This is a genomic window from Corallococcus sp. EGB, from assembly GCF_019968905.1.
In the GTDB taxonomy this organism is placed as follows: domain Bacteria; phylum Myxococcota; class Myxococcia; order Myxococcales; family Myxococcaceae; genus Corallococcus.
In genome coordinates this window covers 7,739,033-7,756,331 of the sequence record NZ_CP079946.1, presented here as the reverse complement: position 1 = coordinate 7,756,331, position 17,299 = coordinate 7,739,033, and the positions used below count along the sequence as shown (strand labels likewise).

Below are 17,299 nucleotides of genomic sequence, written 5' to 3'. Positions count from 1 at the left end.
CCTTAGGCGGGGTCGAACGGCTGATCAAAATAATGATCCCGGGCCACCTCGGCACGGCGGTGCATCTGTCGCATCGCTATAAAAAGGGCTGCCATGAAGATCTACACGAAGACCGGCGATGCCGGAGAGACGGGCCTCTTCGGCGGTGGCCGCGTGGCGAAGGACGACGCGCTGGTGGACGCCTACGGCGAGGTGGACGAACTCAACGCCACGCTGGGCCTGGCCCGCACGTTCCCGCTGCCGGCGGACCTGGACCACTTCCTCCAGCGCATCCAGGACCAGCTCTTCACGGTGGGCGCGGTGCTGGCCACGCCGCCGCACACCAAGGCGGCGGCCCACATCCCGGAGCTGCGCCCGGAGTGGGTGGAGGAGATGGAGCGCCACATCGACCGCTACGAGGAGGAGCTGCCCAAGATGACGCACTTCATCCTCCCCGGCGGAGCGCCCGCGGCCGCGGCGCTGCACCTGTCGCGCACGGTGTGCCGCCGCGCCGAGCGCCGCGTGGTGACGCTGCTTCGCGAGGACAAGGCCCCGCCCGCCGTGTCCATGTACCTGAACCGCCTGTCGGACCTGCTCTTCGTGGTGGCCCGGCTGGTGAACTTCCGCGCCGGACTGCCGGACGTGAAGTGGATCCCCGAGAAGCCGTCAAAGTAGCGCCGTGTACGCGACGCAACTGCCCACTGCCAGGCTCAGGCAGCTCGCCCAGGACGTGGGCTTCGACCTCATCGGCTTCGCGCGGGCGGAGCCCATTCCTCCGTCGTCGCTGATGTCGTGGCTGGAGGCCGGCTACGACGCGGACATGGACTGGATGGGGTCGCGCGCGGAGGAGCGGCTCGACGTGTCGGTGCTGCTGCCGGGCGCGCGCACGGTGCTGTCCTTCGCCAACAACTACTGGCGGGACGATGAACCGGCGCAGGGCTCGCCCATCGCGCGGTACGCGAGGGGCCGCGACTACCACTCCACGCTGCGCGACCGGATGAAGGCGTTCCGCAAGACGCTCAACGCCTGGTACCCAGGACTGGGCACCTACGGCGGCGTGGACAGCGGGCCCATGATGGAGAAGGTCTGGGCCGCGCGCGGCGGCCTGGGCTACGTGGGCAAGAACGGCTGCCTCATCACGGAGTCGCACGGCTCCTGGGTGCTGCTGGCCACGCTCATCCTGGACGCGGAGGTGGACGCGTACGCGGAAGGGCCGGTGGCGGACCGCTGCGGCTCCTGCCGACGTTGCCTCATGGCGTGTCCCACGGGCGCGCTGGTGGGCAATCGGCAGGTGGATGCGAGAGCGTGTCTGTCGTACCAGACCATCGAGAACCGCGACCGCGACGTCCCGGAGGCGTTCCGGCTCAAGTTCGACAACCTCATCTTCGGCTGTGACATCTGCCAGCAGGTGTGCCCGCTGAACCGCAAGCCCGTGTTCGCGGACGACGAGCGCTTCGTGCCCCGCGCGGTGGCGTCATTGGGCACGCTGGAGCTGGCGGCGCTGACTCCCGAGCAATACAAGGAACTCATCCCGGGCACGGCGCTGGCGCGCGCGCGGTACGACGGTTTGAGGCGCAACGCTGTCTATGCACTGGGCGTCGCACGGCAGGTGCACGCGCGGCCGTTGCTCGAAAAACTCAGCGGCGACGACAGCGAGCTGGTACGCAGCGCCGCACGATGGGCGCTTCTGCAACTGGAGCCGTGACGCCGCCGCTCGGGCGGGTGTACTCCGCGCTGGCGTTGCAGGTGCTGATCAGCGCGGGCACGTACCTCGCCGCCAAGCGGGCGATGACGGAGCTGTCGCCCTTCACGGTGGTGCTGTGGCGCTTCCTCGTCTGCGGCGCCGCGTTCGTGACGCTGCTCGCGCTGACGCCGGGGCCCAAGCTGCCGCCGAGAAGCGCGTGGACGCGCGTGGTGCTGCTGGGGCTGATGGGCGGGCCGGTGAACCAGACGCTGTTCTTCTCCGGCCTGTCGCGCTCCACGGCGGCGCACGCGGCGCTCTTCTACGCGCTCACGCCGCTGGGCGTGTACGTGGCCAGCCTGGTGCTGGGACGGGAGCGCGCGTCCACGCGCACGACGGCGGGCATCCTCACGGCGCTGGCGGGCGTGGTGGTGCTGCTGTTGGGCCGGGGGCTGGCGAGCGCGCGGGGCACGCTGGAGGGAGACCTGCTCATCCTCGCGGCGGTGGTGGCGTGGGTGGTCTACACGACGGAGGGCAAGCCGCTGGCCTCCGAGCACGGGGCGCTGCGCGCGACGGCGTGGACGATGACCGTTGCCACCGCGTTGCAGCTGCCGCTCGTGCCGTTCGTGCTGGAGCCCTCGGCGGTGTGGGCCGCCAGCGCCCTGGCGAAGGGCTCCATCGTGTACCTGGGGCTGATGACGTCCGTGGTGGCGTACCTGCTCTGGTACTACGCGCTGTCGAAGGTGCCCGCGTCGCGCGTGGCCATCTTCTCCAACCTGCAACCGGCGGTGACGGCGCTGGTCGCGTGGCTCTTCCTGGAGGAGGCGCTGCACTGGGAGCTGGCGCTGGGAGGCGCGCTGGTGCTCGTGGGCGTGCGGCTGACGCAGGGCGCGCCGGTGAAGGCCGCGCCGGTGGTGGTGCGCGCGGGCTGACCGCCTCACACCGCAGTGACACCCGGAAGAAGGAAGCCCTCCGAAGGCGGGCCGCCTCGCGGAGGGCTTCTGGTTGCTCTCTGGGTGGGCGACCGCGTCAGTCCCCGTTGGGGTCCCACTCGGAGATGTCCTTCTTCGCGGGCTCCTTCGGAATCTCGGGACGCGGCGGCGGCGCGGGGCGGGGCGCCGGCTCCTTCTTCGCCACCGGCGGCGGGGGCGGCGCGTCCTCGTCGTCCGAGTGGCTCGGCCGCGCGGGCTCCGCGACCACGGGCTTGGGCTCGGGCTTGCGCGGGGTCGGCTCCGCGCGCGGCGGCGGCTCCGCGAAGGCCTCGATGTCCGGGGCCTGCGAGCGGCGGGGCTCCGGTTCGGGCGCCACGGCAGGGGAGGGCGGGGGCGGCGGGCGCGCGGGCTCGGCGGCCTTCGCGGGGACGGGGGCCTGCGGCTTCGCGGGCTTCGGGTCCAGGACGTCCGCCGCGCGGAAGCTCGTGCGCTCCGGGGTCGGCTCCGGCGGCTCGTCGTAGGAGTCGCGCACCGGCCGCGCGCGCACCGGCTTGTTCTCGTCGTCGCCGAACGGGTCGTCGTCGCGGCGGCGGTCCTTTTCCTTGATGTCGCGCAGCTTGGCCGCTTCCGTCTTGCCCATCCGGCGCTCGGGCGCGGCCTCCGGGGCGTCCGGCGCCCGGTTGTTCACCGCGTTGAACTGGCGAGCACACTGCGTGCGCTGCTGGAGGCAGCCGTCGAAGCAGCGCGTCAGCTTCTTGATGGCCGCGCCATTGCCGCCGTACTCGATGGTGCAGTCCTCCTTGCACGTGGCGGCGTCCTCCTCGCAGCCGGGCGGGACGGTCCCGGCCAGGGCAGGGGTTCCAAGGAGGACGCTGAGGGCGATGAGGCGCGGAAGAAGACGCATGGCAAATGTGAAACCTACCAGTCTTCCTCGCTTCCCGGGCGAGCCCCCCGCGATATCGTCAGGCCCACGCCCGGCGACCGGGCGAGAGGAGACGCATGCCGGCGGTCAAGGTGGGCATCATCGGGGGCCACGCCCTCTACCAGGCCCTGGGACTCCAGGGGCGCGGTGAGCACCTCTCCGTGGAGACGCCCTTCGGGCCCCACAGCACGCCGCTCATCTCCACGGAGCTGGACGGCGTCCCCATCGTCTTCGTCTTCCGCCACGGCCAGGGCCACGTCCACAACGCCACCCGCGCCCCCTACCGCGCCAACCTCTTCGCCCTGAAGACGCTCGGCGTCACCCACGTCGTCGCCACCGGCACCGTGGGCAGCCTGCGCGAGTCCATCCAGCCGCTCCACCTGGCCCTGCCGGATCAGGTCATCGACCGGACCTACCGCCGCCCCTGCACCTTCTACGACGACGTCGCCGTGCACGTGGAGCTGGCCCAGCCCTTCTGCGCCACCCTGCGCCAGACGCTCGCCGACGCCGCCGGCAAGGGCGACACCGTGGTGCATCCGTCCGCCACCTACGTCTGCATCGAGGGCCCCTCCCTGAGCACCCAGGCGGAGAGCCAGCTGTACCGCACATGGGGCGCGGACCTGGTGGGGCTCACCGCCATGCCGGAGGCGCGGCTCGCCCGCGAGGCGGAGCTGCACTACGCCCTCATCGCGCTGCCCACCGACCACGACTCCTGGCGCCCGCAGCCCCTGGGCCAGGAACCCGAGGCGCTCCTGCCGCAGTTCGCCCAGCGCCTGGACGCCGTCACCGCCCACGGCGCCGCGCTCCTGCGCCGCGCGCTGCCCCGCATCGCGAGCACGCCCGCCACCTGCCGCTGCGACAGGGCGCTCGCGCTGGCCATCTTCACCGACCGCACCCGCATCCCCGCGGAGGTGAAGAGCCGCCTGCGTCCGCTCCTGGGCCGCTACCTGCCCTCCGGACTCGTCTAGCGTTCAACACGCGGCATGGCCCTGCACGAGCGCTCGTCCGGCCGCCTGCTGCCGAAAGCGCGGCGCGTCCCCACATTGGCTCCCCACAGACCCGGAGGGGACCCACATGGGGCTGCCACGGCTCAAGCACCTGACGTGGAGGGAGTTCGCGCGGCGCTTCTGGAAGGAGATTGAAGAGGACACCGTCACCGACGTGGCGGCGCAGCTGTCGTACTACTTCATCTTCTCGCTGTTCCCGTTCCTGTTCTTCCTCGTCACGCTGGTGGCGTACCTGCCGTTCGCGCCCGGCGCGGTGGACGCGATGATGGACCGCATCCGCCCGCTGGTGCCCGGCGACGCGCTGAACGTGGTGAGCCAGCACCTGCAGTCCATCGTCGGGGAGACGCGCCCCAAGCTGCTCACCGTGGGTCTCCTCGTCGCGCTGTGGACCGCCTCGCGCGGCGTGGACGCCCTGCGCAAGGCGCTCAACCTGGCCTACGACGTGTCCGAGTCCCGGCCCTACTGGAAGACGCAGGGCCTGGCGCTGCTGGTGACGCTGATGGGCGGCCTGCTGATCCCGCTCTCCTTCACCATCCTGCTGCTGGGCGGGCGCGTGGGGGCGTGGGTGGCGGACAAGCTGGCGCTCGTCGACGAGTTCCACCTCGTCTGGTCCTGGCTGCGCTGGCCCTTCACCGCCGCGCTGGTGATGCTGATGCTGTCGCTCTGCTACTACCTGCTGCCGGACGTGAAGCAGCGCTTCAAGTACATCACCCCGGGCTCCGTCATCGGCACGCTGGCGTGGCTGGGCAGCACCTGGGGCTTCACCCAGTACGTGGAGCACTTCGGCAAGTACGACGTCACCTACGGCTCCATCGGCGGCGTGGTGGTGCTGCTGCTGTGGCTCTACCTCTCCGGGCTCATCTTCATCCTCGGAGGGGAGCTCAACGCCATCCTGGAGCACGCCTCCGCGCAGGGGAAGGCGAAGGGCGCGCGCGACTTCGGTCAGCCCGCGCCCCTGGAGCCGCCCCTCAAGACGCCCGGCGCGGCCAAGAGCGCCGCCAGCGCCCGGAAGACGCGGCTCGCGCTGTTCAGGCGCAAGCGCCGCGTGGCGGAGGGCAAGGACCCCGAGCCCCCGGGCCTCCTGCCGGACGGGAACGAGCCCCCGTCCGTGCACTGAAGGCGCCGGGGCCGGAAGGAACCGCGGGCCTACTGCTTGCGCAGCCTGGCCTGGATGGCCGGCAGCCCGCCCGGCGTGTTGCGGTTGCCCCTGAGGCCCTCCTGCGCGATGAGCTTCCGCAGGTGCGAGATGCGGTCCTCGTTGGTGGGGTGCGTGGACAGCCACTTGAGCATGCCCGGCGTGGAGCCCTGCTCCTTCTGGAGCTTCTGGAAGAAGCTGATGAGGCCGTTGGGGTCGAAGCCCGCGGCGGAGGCGTACCTCGCGCCGTACTCGTCCGCTTCGGTCTCCTCACTGCGGCCGTGCGCCAGCTGCAGCCCGCCGCCCGCCAGCTGCGCGGCGATCTGCGCGGCGGTGCCCGGGTTCTGGCCCAGCGCCACCTGGGTGATGGCCTGCAGGCCGTAGGCGTTCACCATGGCGCGCGCGGAGTGCCGGCCCACCACGTGGCCCGCCTCGTGCGCCATCACGCCCGCCAGCTCCGCCTCCGTGTCCGCCGTGAGCAACAGGCCCGTGTACACATAGAGGAAGCCGCCCGGCGTGGCGAAGGCGTTGACCGTCTTCGGGTCGTCGATGACGTTGACCTTCCACTTCACCCCGGGGCGGTCCTTGTTGGCCTGCGCGAGGATGGGCGCGGAGATGCCCCGGACGTACTCCAGCACCTGCGGGTCCTCCACGTACTTGACCTTCTCCTTCGTCTCCAGCTCCTGCTTCACCTGGAGGCCGAGCTGGTTCTCCTGCTCGTCGGAGATGAGCGCCTTGGCGAGCGCCTTCTCCGCGCCCACGCGCTGCTTGGCGCAGCCCGTGGAGAGGCCCGAGGCCAGGGTGAGGGTCAGGAGTGCGGTGACCATCCGTTGCATGGGCGAGTGTTCCTTCGGGTTGGGGTGGGAGGCTTTCCGTCGCCCGTCGTAGCCACACCCCCATGCCCCGGGCAAGCGCCTTCCCCGGTCCCCATCCACCGGGGGACATGCGCCGGAAACAGTCCGGTGGTATGCCCGGCGCCAGAGATGCCTGAGCTACCGGAAGTGGAGATCGCCCGGCGCAACCTGGAGCGCTGGTTCAAGGGCCGGCGCATCGTGCGCGCGGAAGCGGATGCGACCCGCGTCTTCCGGGGCGCGGAGCAGGCCCACTTCACCCGGCTCACCGGGCGTGTGACGGCCCTGGAACGCAAGGGGAAGTACCTCCTCCTCACGCTGGAGGGCGGCCAAGGCCTGATGGCCCACCTGGGCATGACGGGCAAGTTCGTGCGCCGCGAGGAGGGCGAGCGCGTCCCCCACAGCCGCGCCCGCTTCCACCTGGATGACGGCCACGTGGTCCACTTCAGTGATCCACGCCTCTTCGGCCGCATGGCGCCCGTGCCCGCGAAGGCGCTGTGGGAACTGCCCGCGGTGAAGGCCCTGGGGCGGGATCCGCTGACCGACGGGCTCACCGGCCCCCAGCTCCAGGAGGCGGTGGGGGACTCGAAGCAGGACTTGAAGGTGGCCCTGATGGATCAGGGCCGCGTCGCGGGCCTGGGCAACATCCACGCCGCGGAGGCGCTCTTCCGCGCGGGGCTGCACCCGGCGCGCAAGCCCGGCACCCTCACGCCCGACGACTGGAAGCACCTGGCCCGGGCCATCCACGCCGCGTTCGACTTCGCCTTCAAGGAACAGGAGGGCGAGGACATCACCTACCTGGAGGAGGCCGGCTCCGTGAACCGCTTCCGCGTCTACGGGCGGGCCGGAGGGCCGTGCTCGAAGTGCGGAACGCAGGTGGAGTCCTTCACCCAGGGTGGGCGCACCACGCATTTCTGTCCGAAATGTCAGCCGCTCACCACGGTTGGCTCCCGCGCGTCCCAGAAGGGGACGGCGGAAGGGAAGGGAAAGAAGGCCTCTGCCGTCAGCGGCCCGAAAACCCGATCCCGTAGACGTTGACACCCCAGGGGTGCATGGCTTGAATCGCCCGCCCTTTACACCCGGCCGCGTCATGTCGCGGCCCCGGAGACCGTTGACCATGTCTCACGTCCTGCTGGCGGCGCTGCTCGTCGCCTCGTCCACGGCCGCCGCGCAGACGCCGGTGCCCGATGGTGGCACGCCCTCGGCAGCACCCCAGGAGTCGGCGCCCGCCGGGGCCACCTCCCCCGCGGCCCCGGCCGCCCCCACCTCCGAAGGCGTCAGCCGCGAGGAGCTGGAACAGCGGCTGGAGGCCACGCGTCAGGAGCTGCGCGAGGACATCCGCGCCCAGACGGCCACCCAGGCCGTGGCCAACAATGATTGGCAGGAGGAGTGGACGGAGGAGAAGCGCAAGCTGGAGCTGTTCACGCTGGACGGCTACCTGCGCGTGCGCCCCACGCTCTTCTACAACTTCGCCCTGGGCAAGGCGCCGCTGCCGGCCGGCACGCCCCTGGGCCGCCAGCTGTGGACGCGCTCGCCGCGCCCCGGCGAGAAGACCCAGGCGGGCGCCAACATGCGCTTCCGCCTGGATCCGTCCTTCAACGTCTCCGAGGACGTGCGCATCAAGGCGCAGGTGGACGCCCTGGACAACGTCCTCCTGGGCTCCAACCCGGACAGCGCCTACAGCGGGGATGGGCGCAACAACTTCACCATCTTCTCGGAGAACCAGTCCCCGACCACCTCCGCCATCAACGCGTTCAAGGACTCCGTCGTCGTGCGCCGCGCGTACGGCGAGGTGACGACGCCGGTGGGCATCCTGCGCTTCGGCCGCATGGGCAGCCAGTGGGGCCTGGGCATGCTGCGCAATGACGGCAACTGCCTGGACTGCGACTACGGCGACACGGTGGACCGCATCCAGTTCGTCACGGAGCCGTTCGCCGGCTGGTACGTGACGCCCATGCTGGACTTCAACTCGGAGGGGCTGTCCACGGCGAAGGCCAACGCCCAGGGCGAGCCGGTGGACCTCACCCAGTCCGACGACGCGCACAGCCTGGTGCTGGCCATCGCGCGGCGCGACACCGAGCAGCAGCAGAAGGCCAAGCTGGACAACAACCAGGGCATCCTCAACTACGGCCTGTACTTCACCTACCGCACGCAGCGCTACGCGACGCTGGGGGAGACGGGCGTCCCGTTCACGGACGTCAACCCCACCATCCCCGTCAACGTCACCGCGCCCACCTTCGTCCCGCGCGGCGCCACGCTCTACATCCCGGACCTGTGGTTCCTGTACGCGGAGCGGAAGTTCCGCATCGAGGCGGAGTTCGCCGCGCAGCTGGGCTCCATCGACGGGCGCGCCCTCGCGGCCAACGACTCCACCACCCAGTCGCTGCGCGTCGCGCAGTTCGGCGGCGTGCTCAAGTCGGACTTCCACGTCATCGAGAACAAGCTGCACCTGGGCGTCGAGCTGGGCTTCGCCTCCGGTGACAGGGCGCCGGGCTTCGGCAACTACCCGGGCCGCCAGGGCACGGGCCCGGATGGCAACACCGCGCCGGGCGACGTGGAGGGCCGTCAGTACAGCTGCGACAACAGCGGCTGCAGCGACAACGCCATCCGCAACTTCCGCTTCAACCGCGACTACCGCGTGGACCTCATCCTGTGGCGGTCCATCCTCAATGGCGTGACGGACGCGTTCTACGTGCGGCCGAGCCTCAAGTACTCCATCGCGGAGGGCTTCGACGTCTACGGCAGCGTCATCTACTCGCAGGCGTTCTACGCGCAGTCCACGCCGTCCTACATCAGCAAGAGCCTGGGCCTGGAGGCGGACGTCGGCGCGCGCTACGTCACCGAGGACGGCTTCGTGGCGGGCATCGACTACGGCATCCTCTTCCCCCTGGACGGCCTGAAGGACTTCGGCCTGCCGGCGCAGAAGCTGAGCACCGCGCACGCCATCCGCGGCACGCTGGCCATCCGGTTCTAGGCCATGCGCGCGTCCCTCCCGCGGCTGTGCGCCGCCACCAGCCTGGGGTTCGCGCTGGTGGCGTGCGGCATCAAGGGCAACCCGCGCGCGCCCCGGCCTGCGCCGCCGCCCGCTCCCACGGCGCAGACGGCGCCCCAGCAGGAGCCGCCGCACGGGCCCGTGGAGCCCTCGGGCCCCACGGTGCCTCCGTCCTCCACGGACGCCGGGCTGCCCGAGTGAGCGCCTTCCACCACCAGAAGGGCGTGCTGCACGCCGAACAGGTGCCCCTGTCCGCCATCGCGGACGCGGTGGGCACCCCCACGTACGTCTACTCCACCGCCGCGCTCACGGAGCGCTTCCAGGCGGTGACGGAGGCGTTCCAGGGACAGAAGCACCTCATCTGCTACTCGGTGAAGGCCAACTCCAACCTGGCCATCCTGGGGCTCTTCGCGAAGCACGGCAGCGGCTTCGACATCGTGTCCGGCGGCGAGCTGGCGCGCGTGAAGCAGGCCGGCGGCGAGCCCGGCAAGACGGTGTTCGCGGGCGTGGGCAAGACGCCGGACGAGATGGCCCAGGCGCTGGCCCAGGGCCTCTTGCTCTTCAACGTGGAGAGCGCGGAGGAGCTGGACGCGCTGGACGCGGTGGGGCGCAAGCTGGGCCGGCGCGCGCCGTTCGCCCTGCGCGTGAACCCGGACGTGGACGCGCGCACGCACCGCTACATCTCCACCGGCCTGAAGACGTCCAAGTTCGGCGTGCCCTTCGAGGAGGCGGTCGCCCTCTACGCGAAGGCGAAGAAGCTCAAGGGGCTGAAGGCGCTGGGGCTGGACTGCCACATCGGCTCGCAGCTGACCCGCACGGCCCCCATGAAGGCCGCCATCACCAAGGTGGCGGACCTCTACTCCACGCTCAAGGCGCAGGGGCACGCGCTGGAGTACCTGGACGTGGGCGGCGGGCTGGGCATCACCTATACGGACGAGACGCCGCCCAGCCCCCAGGAGTACGCGCGCACGGTGCTGGCCGCGACGGAGGGCACGGGCGCCACGCTGCTGCTGGAGCCCGGGCGGGCGCTGGTGGGCAACGCGGGCGTGCTGCTCACGCGCGTGCTGTACCGCAAGCCCACGCAGGCGCGCACCTTCGTGGTGGTGGACGCGGGCATGAACGACTTGATGCGCCCGGCCCTCTACGAGGCGCACCACGACCTCCAGCCGGTGGTGAGGCGCCGCGGCCGGGACGTGGAGGTGGATGTCGTGGGGCCGGTGTGCGAGTCCACCGACGTGCTCGCGCGGGCGCGCCCCCTGGTGCTGCCCCGCCAGGACGACCTGTACGCCTTCATGAGCGCGGGGGCTTACGGGATGAGCATGGCTTCCACCTACAACTCGCGGCCCCGGCCGGCGGAGGTGCTGGTGGATGGAGCAGCCTGGCGTGTCGTACGGGAGCGCGAGCGCGTCGAGGATCTCTGGCGCGGCGAGCGGGCCTGAACATATAAGCGCCGGCATGAAGACCTTCGAAGGCTCCATGACGGCGCTGGCCACTCCGTTCCTCGACGGTGCGCTGGACGAGGGGGCCTTCCGCGCCCTGGTCCGCTACCAGCTGGCGGGCGGCACGAATGTCCTCCTGCCCATGGGCACCACGGGCGAGGCGGTCACCCTGGACGCGGACGAGCGCGCGCGCGCCATCGCCGTCGTCGTGGACGAGGCGAAGGGCCGGGCGCCGGTGGTGGCGGGCGCGGGCAGCAACAGCACGCGCGACACGATTGAGTCCGTGCGCCGCGCGCGCGAGGTGGGCGCCGACGGCGCGCTCATCGTCACGCCCTACTACAACAAGCCCACGCAGGCGGGCCTGGTGGAGCACTACCGCGCCATCGCGAAGGCGCACCCGGGCTTCCCGCTCATCGCCTACAACGTGCCGGGCCGCACGGGCGTGGACCTCCTGCCGGAGACGGTGCTCCAGCTGTGTGACATCCCGGAGGTCGTGGCGCTGAAGGAGGCCACGGCCAGCCTCATCCGCGCGGTGGACCTGGTGGAGAAGTGCGGCGACCGGATGACGCTCCTGTCCGGTGACGACTTCACGGTGCTGCCCTTCATCGCGTGCGGCGGCAAGGGCGTCATCTCCGTGTCCTCCAACGTCGCGCCCCGCATGATGGCGGACCTGGTGGCGGCGGCGCGGAGCAACGACATCGCGAAGGCGCGCGAGCTCCAGGTGCGGATGAACGCGCTGCACCGGCTGCTCTTCGTGGAGTCCAACCCCATCCCGGTGAAGTGGGCGCTCCACCTGATGGGCATGTTCAGCCCGGAAATCCGCCTGCCGCTCGTGCCCATGGGCGAGGCGAACGCCGCGAAGCTGAAGGCCGAGCTGTCCACGCTGGGCCTGCTGAAGGCCTGAAGAAGGGGCGCGCGCCAATGACCCGCACCGTCATCACCGGCATCTCCGGTCGCATGGGCAGCACGCTGGTGCGCCTGGCCACGGCCGCCAGCGACCTGCCGGTGGTGGGCGCCACGGTGCGCCCGGGCAGCCCGCTGTCCGGACAGGACGCGGGGCTCGTGGCCCGGCTGGGCGCTCCGCTGGACGTGCTCGCGCAGGACGACCTGGGCCGCGCGCTGGACGGCGCGAAGGCGGACGTCGTCGTGGACTTCACCGGCCCGGAGGCGACGCTGCATCACGCGAAGGTCTGCGCCGGGCGCGGCGTCGCGCTGGTGGTGGGCACCACGGGCTTCACGCCCGAGGGCCGCGCGCAGCTTCAGGAGCACGCGAAGCGGATCCCCATCGTCGCGGCGCCCAACATGTCCGTGGGCGTCAACCTGGTCATCCGCATGGCGGCGGAGCTGGCGCGGGTGCTGGGCCCTTCGTTCGACGTGGAGGTGCTGGAGACGCACCACCGCATGAAGAAGGACGCGCCCAGCGGCACCGCGCTCAAGCTGGCGGAGGTGCTGGTGGACGCGCTGGGCCGCACGAAGGACGACCTCACCTTCGCACGCGAGGGACAGACGGGGGCACGGCCGCCCGGTGAGATCGGCGTGCAGGCGCTGCGCGGCGGGGACGTCGTGGGCGAGCACACGGTGTACTTCTTTGGCGAGGGCGAGCGCATCGAGCTCACCCACCGCGCGACGAACCGCGACCAGTTCGCGCAAGGGGCGCTGCGAGCCGCGCGCTGGGTGGCGGGCCGCGCGCCAGGACTCTATGACATGGCCGACGTGCTCGGCCTCCAGGGGAAGACATGACCGCCCGCTATTGCCGCTTCCAGGTCGACAGCCGCGCCAGCTACGGCCGCGTCGACGGCAACGAGGTGGTGGTGCTCACCGCCGCGCCGTGGGCCGGCGGCAAGGAGACGGGCCTGCGCCGTTCGCTCCAGGGCCTCACGCTGCTCACGCCGTCGGACGCGTCCAAGGTCGTCTGCATCGGGCAGAACTACCGCAAGCACGCCGAGGAGATGGGCAAGCCCATCCCCACGGAGCCGCTCATCTTCACCAAGCCCTCCACCGCGCTCAACGGCCCGGGCTCGCCCATCCGCATCCCCAAGGCGAGCCAGGAGGTCCACTACGAGGCGGAGCTGGCGCTCGTCATCGGCGAGCGCCTGAAGAACGCGGACGAGGCCACCGCCGCGCGCGCCATCTGGGGCCTCACCGCCTTCAACGACGTCACCGCGCGCGACATCCAGCGCAAGGAGATCCAGCACACCCGCGCCAAGGGCTACGACACCTTCGCCTGCGCGGGCCCCTGGGCCGTCACGGGCCTGTCCCCGGCCGACCTGCGCGTCGTGTGCCGGGTGAACGGGCAGGTGCGCCAGGATGGCCGCACGTCCGACATGGTGTTCGGCGCCGCCCGCCTGGTCTCCTTCATCTCCCACATCATGACGCTGCTGCCCGGCGACCTGGTGAGCACGGGCACTCCGTCCGGCGTGGGCGCGCTGAAGGCCGGGGACACGGTGGAGGTGGAGCTGGAGGGAATCGGGACCCTGGTGAATCCGGTTGAGATGGAGCCTTGAGTGCGACCGTCTATGTAGGACTGGGTTCCAACGAGGGCGACCGTGAGTCCCACCTCGTGGCCGCCCTCGCCGCGATGTCGTGCATCGACGCGGTGTCGGTGCTGGGCTGTTCCTCCCTCTATGATTCGGCCCCGGTGGGGCCCGCGCAGCCGCGCTTCCTCAACGCCGTGGTGGCGCTGGAGTGCGACCTGACGCCGCAGCGCCTGCTGTGCATCCTCCAGCGGATCGAACTGGACCTGGGCCGCCGCCGGCTGCAGCGCTGGGGCCCGCGCACCATCGACCTGGACATCCTCCTGTGGGACGAGGAGGACCACTCCGTGGTCGCGGATGCGAACCTCCAGGTGCCCCACCTCGAGCTGCACAAGCGCCGCTTCGCGCTGGAGCCCCTGGCGGAGTTGGCCCCCCAGGCCCGCCACCCGGTGATGGGCGTGACGGTGCAGGAGCTGCTCGCGAAGCTCGCCCCCCAGGACGTCCGCAAGCGCGAGGCCCTCTTCTGGCCCGACATGGGCGCCCGTTTCCCCATCCACGAACTATGAGCCTGTCCCTCGTCCTGGCCACGACCGCGCTGCTCGCGGCCGAGCCCTCCTCCCTGCCTCCCGGCCACCCCACGATTCCGCCCGGCACCCAGGCTTCGCCTACCGGCATGGGCCCTGGCTCCAATGCCGCCAACGGCGCGCTGCCTCCCGGCCACCCCACGATGCCCGCGGGCTCTCCCGTGGCGCCGGGCGCGCCGCTGCCGTCGGGCCACCCGGCGGTGGACACGAACAAGCTGCCGCCCTCCGCCGAGGAGCTGATGAAGCAGCTCGACTCGTCCGAAGGCCTGCGCGAGCGGGAGAAGACCTTCGAGATCGCCTCGTCGCTGGGCAAGCTCTACTACACGAACGGCCGCAACGCGGACGCGCTGGCCTACCTGGGCCAGGCGCAGGCCAAGGCGGAGGGGCTGCGCTCGCTGTTCCTCGCGTCCCGGAAGAAGCTGGGCAAGGCCCCCATCGCCACCCCGGAGGCCGCGAACTGCGGCTTCACGCCGGGCCAGGCGCTGGACGCCATGGAGTCCGTGGCGCAGTCCCGCGCGAAGTCCGGGGACACCGCGGGCGCCGCGGCGTGCGCGCTCGCCGCGCTGGCCCCCGCGCTGGACGTGGACGTGCTGCGCGGCAACGCGCTGTACCTGAACGGTGACAGCGCCGGCGCGCTGAAGATGTACGCGCGCGTGCTGGAGGTGGAGCCCCGCCACGAAGAGGCGCTCTACGCCCACTCCTCGGTGCTCTTCGAGACGAAGGGCGAGGACCTCCAGGCGCTGAAGACGGCGCGCGAGGGCTTCGACGCGATGGTGACGGCGCACCCGGAATCCCAGCGCGCCCCCATGGCCCGCGAGCTGAGCGGGCGCATCGACGAGACGGTGAAGGCGGGCGGCCGCAAGAAGTGGCTCGCCTCGCGCGCCGCGGACCGCAAGGTGCGCCTGTCGCAGTCCACCGCGCAGGCCGCCGCGATGCCGCCGGACGCGCCGCGCCCGCTGTCGCCGGAGATGGTGGACGCGGTGAAGAACACCGAGCGCACGCCGGAGCTCGAGGCGGGCCTCGCGAAGCTGGTGGAGGAGGGCGAGGAGCACCTGGCGCACGGCCGCTACCAGGAGGCCCTGTCCAACTACACCCGCGTGGTGCCCTTCCAGCCGGAGAACGGCCGCGCGAAGGCGGGCATGGCCTGGGCGCTGGTGGGCCTGGGCCGGCCCATGGGCGCGCGCGTGTGGAGCGTGGCGCTCCAGTCGGACGCGGCCGCCGTGGAGAAGCTGGGCGACACGCTGCTCGCCAAGGGCGACGCGAAGGGCGCCAGGGCGCTCTGGGAGAAGCTGGCCCAGGACGTGCCCGACTACCCCAACAAGGCGCAGCTGGAAGCGAAGCTGTCGCGGTAGCCCCCAGCTTCCCTAGACGAACTTCGCGGCCAGCAGGTCCTGGACGTCGAGCAGGCCCACCGCGCGGCCCTCGACGTCCACCACGGGCAGCTGGTCCACCTTCAGCTCGCGCATCTGCGCGGCGGCGGTGAGCACCAGCGTGTCCGGCGTGATGCAGCGCGGGCGCTTGCCCATCACCTGCCGCACCGGCACCTCGAAGTCCGTGTGGCCCTTCTCCACCAGCCGGCGCAGGTCGCCGTCCGTGAAGATGCCCTCCAGCCTCCCGTCGCGGTCCACCACGCACGCGGCGCCCGGCCGGCCCGGCGTGTTGGTCATCACCACCACCGCCTGCGACAGCCGCGCGGTGTCCAGCACCAGCGGGTTCGCGGGGCCCGTGCGCATCAGCTCGAAGACGCGCAGCACGGAGCGCCCCAGCTTCCCACCCGGGTGCAGGAGCGCGTAGTCGTCCCGCCCGAAGGGGCGCGAGCGGAGCAGCGTCATCGCCAGCGCGTCGCCCACGGCGTGCAGCGCGGCGGTGGACGCGGTGGGGACGAGCCCCATGGGGCACGCCTCTTCAATCCGCCCGATGTCCAGCACCACCTCCGCGCCCTTGGCGAGCGGGCTGTCCGCGTCCCCGGTGAGCGCCACCACGGGCACGCCCATGCGCTTGAAGAGGGGCAACAGGCGCAGCAGCTCCTCCGTGCTGCCGCTGTTGGACAGCGCGAGGATGACGTCGCCCGGGCCCACGCGCCCCAGGTCGCCGTGCACGGCCTCCGCGGGGTGGAGGAACACGGAGCGGATGCCGGTGGACGCCAGCGTGGAGGACAGCTTCTGGCCGATGTGGCCCGCCTTCCCCATGCCCGTCACCACCACCTGCCCCGGGCAGTCGCGCACGAGCTTCAGCGCGCGCAGGAACGCGTCCCCCAGCCGGTCCGTGACGCCCAGGATGGCGCGGGCCTCCGCCTCCAGCACGCCGCGCGCGTAGGTGAGCGCGGCCTCGTCGTCCAAGCTTTGAGCCTGGGGGTGGGCGGGAGCGGGGGGCGGCGCGCGGCCGGGGAGGGCGCGCAGGCGGGGCTGCTTCTTGGCGGTGGAGCGGGGGGCGCGGGCCATGGCTGGGCGCTACCTCTACTCCAGCCTCCGCGTGGGCGGCCATCCTTGACGCATGGGGGGGCCTGGGCTACGGCCTGCCCGCCCGGCCGCCCGTGGCCGGGACACCTTCTTCACCACCGGAAAGCAAGGGGACGGCATGAAGTTCTTCATCGACAGCGCGGACGTCGGCGAAATCCGCAAGGCCCACGAGATGGGCTGCGTGGACGGCGTCACCACCAACCCGTCACTGCTGGCCAAGGTCGGCCGCGGGCTGGAGGAGACCATCCGTGAAATCTGCTCCATCGTGGATGGCCCCATCAGCGCCGAGTGCGTCTCGCTGACGGCCCCGGAGCTCATCAAGGAAGGCCAGGGCCTGGCGAAGATCCACGACAACGTCGTCGTGAAGATCCCCATGGGCGTGGAGGGCATGAAGGCCGTCAAGGCGCTGACCGCCGACGGCATCCGCACCAACGTCACCCTCTGCTTCTCCGCCAACCAGGCCCTGCTGTGCGCCAAGGCCGGCGCCACGTACGTGTCGCCCTTCGTGGGCCGGCTGGACGACATCTCCCAGGACGGCATGGAGCTCATCGCCCACATCCTGGAGATCTACCAGAACTACGACTTCACCACGCAGGTGCTGGTGGCCAGCGTGCGCAACCCCGTCCACGTCCTCCAGGCCGCGCGCCTGGGCGCGGACGTCGCCACGCTGCCCTACAACGTCATCACCCAGCTGGCGAACCACCCCCTCACCGACGCGGGCATCCAGAAGTTCCTCGCGGACTGGGAGAAGGTCCCCAAGCAGGCGAAGCCCGCCGGAAAGTAGTCCCCAGGGCGTCCAGGCGTCCCCCCGTCCCGTGTTCCGGTGTCCCTGGAACGACGGGGG

The 17,299-nt window shown here is 71.5% G+C and carries 18 protein-coding genes; 15 read left to right on the top strand and 3 right to left on the bottom strand.

The window, feature by feature from the left end; translation table 11 throughout:
* The first annotated feature begins 93 nt into the window (after positions 1-93).
* Genes KYK13_RS31470 through KYK13_RS31460 form a run of 3 tightly spaced genes read left to right on the top strand, consistent with a single transcriptional unit; the run spans position 94 to position 2,592 of the window.
* Positions 94-654 carry a cob(I)yrinic acid a,c-diamide adenosyltransferase gene (locus KYK13_RS31470; protein ID WP_223637310.1) on the top strand — a complete coding sequence of 187 codons (561 nt, stop codon included), beginning with the start codon at positions 94-96 and terminating at the stop codon, positions 652-654.
* 4 nt (positions 655-658) lie between these two features.
* Positions 659-1,684: a tRNA epoxyqueuosine(34) reductase QueG gene (gene queG / locus KYK13_RS31465; protein ID WP_223637307.1), complete on the top strand. Its 1,026-nt coding sequence runs from the start codon at positions 659-661 to the stop codon at positions 1,682-1,684.
* Positions 1,657-2,592, top strand: coding sequence for a DMT family transporter (locus KYK13_RS31460; RefSeq protein WP_223637304.1), 936 nt, complete (start codon positions 1,657-1,659; stop codon positions 2,590-2,592). Before queG ends, KYK13_RS31460 begins: the two co-directional genes overlap by 28 nt.
* Before the next feature lie 97 nt (positions 2,593-2,689).
* On the opposite strand, the gene KYK13_RS31455 is transcribed toward KYK13_RS31460, so the two are convergent.
* Positions 2,690-3,496, bottom strand: coding sequence for a hypothetical protein (locus tag KYK13_RS31455; protein WP_223637301.1), 807 nt, complete (start codon positions 3,494-3,496; stop codon positions 2,690-2,692).
* A gap of 95 nt (positions 3,497-3,591) precedes the next feature.
* Here KYK13_RS31455 and KYK13_RS31450 point away from each other — a divergent pair, with 95 nt between their 5' ends.
* Both KYK13_RS31450 and KYK13_RS31445 read left to right on the top strand, forming a co-directional pair.
* Positions 3,592-4,482: an MTAP family purine nucleoside phosphorylase gene (locus KYK13_RS31450; RefSeq protein ID WP_223637298.1), complete on the top strand. Its 891-nt coding sequence runs from the start codon at positions 3,592-3,594 to the stop codon at positions 4,480-4,482.
* Positions 4,483-4,588: 106 nt separating this feature from the next.
* A complete protein-coding gene (locus KYK13_RS31445) occupies positions 4,589-5,638 on the top strand; it encodes a YihY/virulence factor BrkB family protein (protein ID WP_223637295.1) in 1,050 nt (349 codons plus the stop codon).
* A 29-nt stretch (positions 5,639-5,667) separates the two neighbouring features.
* Here the strand turns inward: KYK13_RS31445 and KYK13_RS31440 are convergent, their stop codons facing one another.
* The gene (locus tag KYK13_RS31440; RefSeq protein ID WP_223637292.1) at positions 5,668-6,492 is read right to left on the bottom strand and encodes a M48 family metallopeptidase; all 825 of its coding nucleotides are present in this window, start codon (positions 6,490-6,492) and stop codon (positions 5,668-5,670) included.
* A 147-nt stretch (positions 6,493-6,639) separates the two neighbouring features.
* Between KYK13_RS31440 and mutM the strand changes: the two genes are divergently transcribed.
* The 9 genes from mutM to KYK13_RS31395 all read left to right on the top strand — a co-directional run bounded on the left by mutM (position 6,640) and on the right by KYK13_RS31395 (position 15,348).
* Positions 6,640-7,545, top strand: a complete 906-nt coding sequence (gene mutM, locus KYK13_RS31435) for a bifunctional DNA-formamidopyrimidine glycosylase/DNA-(apurinic or apyrimidinic site) lyase (RefSeq protein ID WP_223637288.1) — start codon at positions 6,640-6,642, stop codon at positions 7,543-7,545.
* Positions 7,546-7,624: 79 nt separating this feature from the next.
* The gene (locus tag KYK13_RS31430) at positions 7,625-9,481 is read left to right on the top strand and encodes a TIGR04551 family protein (protein ID WP_223637285.1); all 1,857 of its coding nucleotides are present in this window, start codon (positions 7,625-7,627) and stop codon (positions 9,479-9,481) included.
* Between the two features lie 3 nt (positions 9,482-9,484).
* Positions 9,485-9,700 (top strand): hypothetical protein, encoded by a 216-nt coding sequence (locus KYK13_RS31425; protein WP_223637283.1) that lies wholly within the window; start codon positions 9,485-9,487, stop codon positions 9,698-9,700.
* A complete protein-coding gene (lysA, locus tag KYK13_RS31420) occupies positions 9,697-10,938 on the top strand; it encodes a diaminopimelate decarboxylase (protein WP_223637282.1) in 1,242 nt (413 codons plus the stop codon). Before KYK13_RS31425 ends, lysA begins: the two co-directional genes overlap by 4 nt.
* 16 nt (positions 10,939-10,954) lie before the next feature.
* The gene (gene dapA, locus KYK13_RS31415) at positions 10,955-11,842 is read left to right on the top strand and encodes a 4-hydroxy-tetrahydrodipicolinate synthase (protein ID WP_223637281.1); all 888 of its coding nucleotides are present in this window, start codon (positions 10,955-10,957) and stop codon (positions 11,840-11,842) included.
* A 17-nt stretch (positions 11,843-11,859) separates the two neighbouring features.
* On the top strand, positions 11,860-12,678 hold the full coding sequence (gene dapB, locus KYK13_RS31410; RefSeq protein WP_223637279.1) for a 4-hydroxy-tetrahydrodipicolinate reductase: 819 nt from the start codon (positions 11,860-11,862) through the stop codon (positions 12,676-12,678).
* On the top strand, positions 12,675-13,442 hold the full coding sequence (locus tag KYK13_RS31405) for a fumarylacetoacetate hydrolase family protein (RefSeq protein WP_223637277.1): 768 nt from the start codon (positions 12,675-12,677) through the stop codon (positions 13,440-13,442). Before dapB ends, KYK13_RS31405 begins: the two co-directional genes overlap by 4 nt.
* On the top strand, positions 13,439-13,978 hold the full coding sequence (folK, locus tag KYK13_RS31400) for a 2-amino-4-hydroxy-6-hydroxymethyldihydropteridine diphosphokinase (protein ID WP_223637275.1): 540 nt from the start codon (positions 13,439-13,441) through the stop codon (positions 13,976-13,978). The genes KYK13_RS31405 and folK overlap by 4 nt, the downstream gene beginning before the upstream one ends.
* On the top strand, positions 13,975-15,348 hold the full coding sequence (locus KYK13_RS31395) for a hypothetical protein (RefSeq protein WP_223637273.1): 1,374 nt from the start codon (positions 13,975-13,977) through the stop codon (positions 15,346-15,348). Before folK ends, KYK13_RS31395 begins: the two co-directional genes overlap by 4 nt.
* Positions 15,349-15,360: 12 nt before the next feature.
* Here KYK13_RS31395 and KYK13_RS31390 read toward each other — a convergent pair whose 3' ends face one another.
* Positions 15,361-16,437, bottom strand: a complete 1,077-nt coding sequence (locus KYK13_RS31390; RefSeq protein WP_223637271.1) for an SIS domain-containing protein — start codon at positions 16,435-16,437, stop codon at positions 15,361-15,363.
* A 136-nt stretch (positions 16,438-16,573) separates the two neighbouring features.
* Here KYK13_RS31390 and fsa point away from each other — a divergent pair, with 136 nt between their 5' ends.
* On the top strand, positions 16,574-17,239 hold the full coding sequence (gene fsa / locus KYK13_RS31385; RefSeq protein WP_223637269.1) for a fructose-6-phosphate aldolase: 666 nt from the start codon (positions 16,574-16,576) through the stop codon (positions 17,237-17,239).
* The last annotated feature ends 60 nt before the right edge of the window (positions 17,240-17,299 follow it).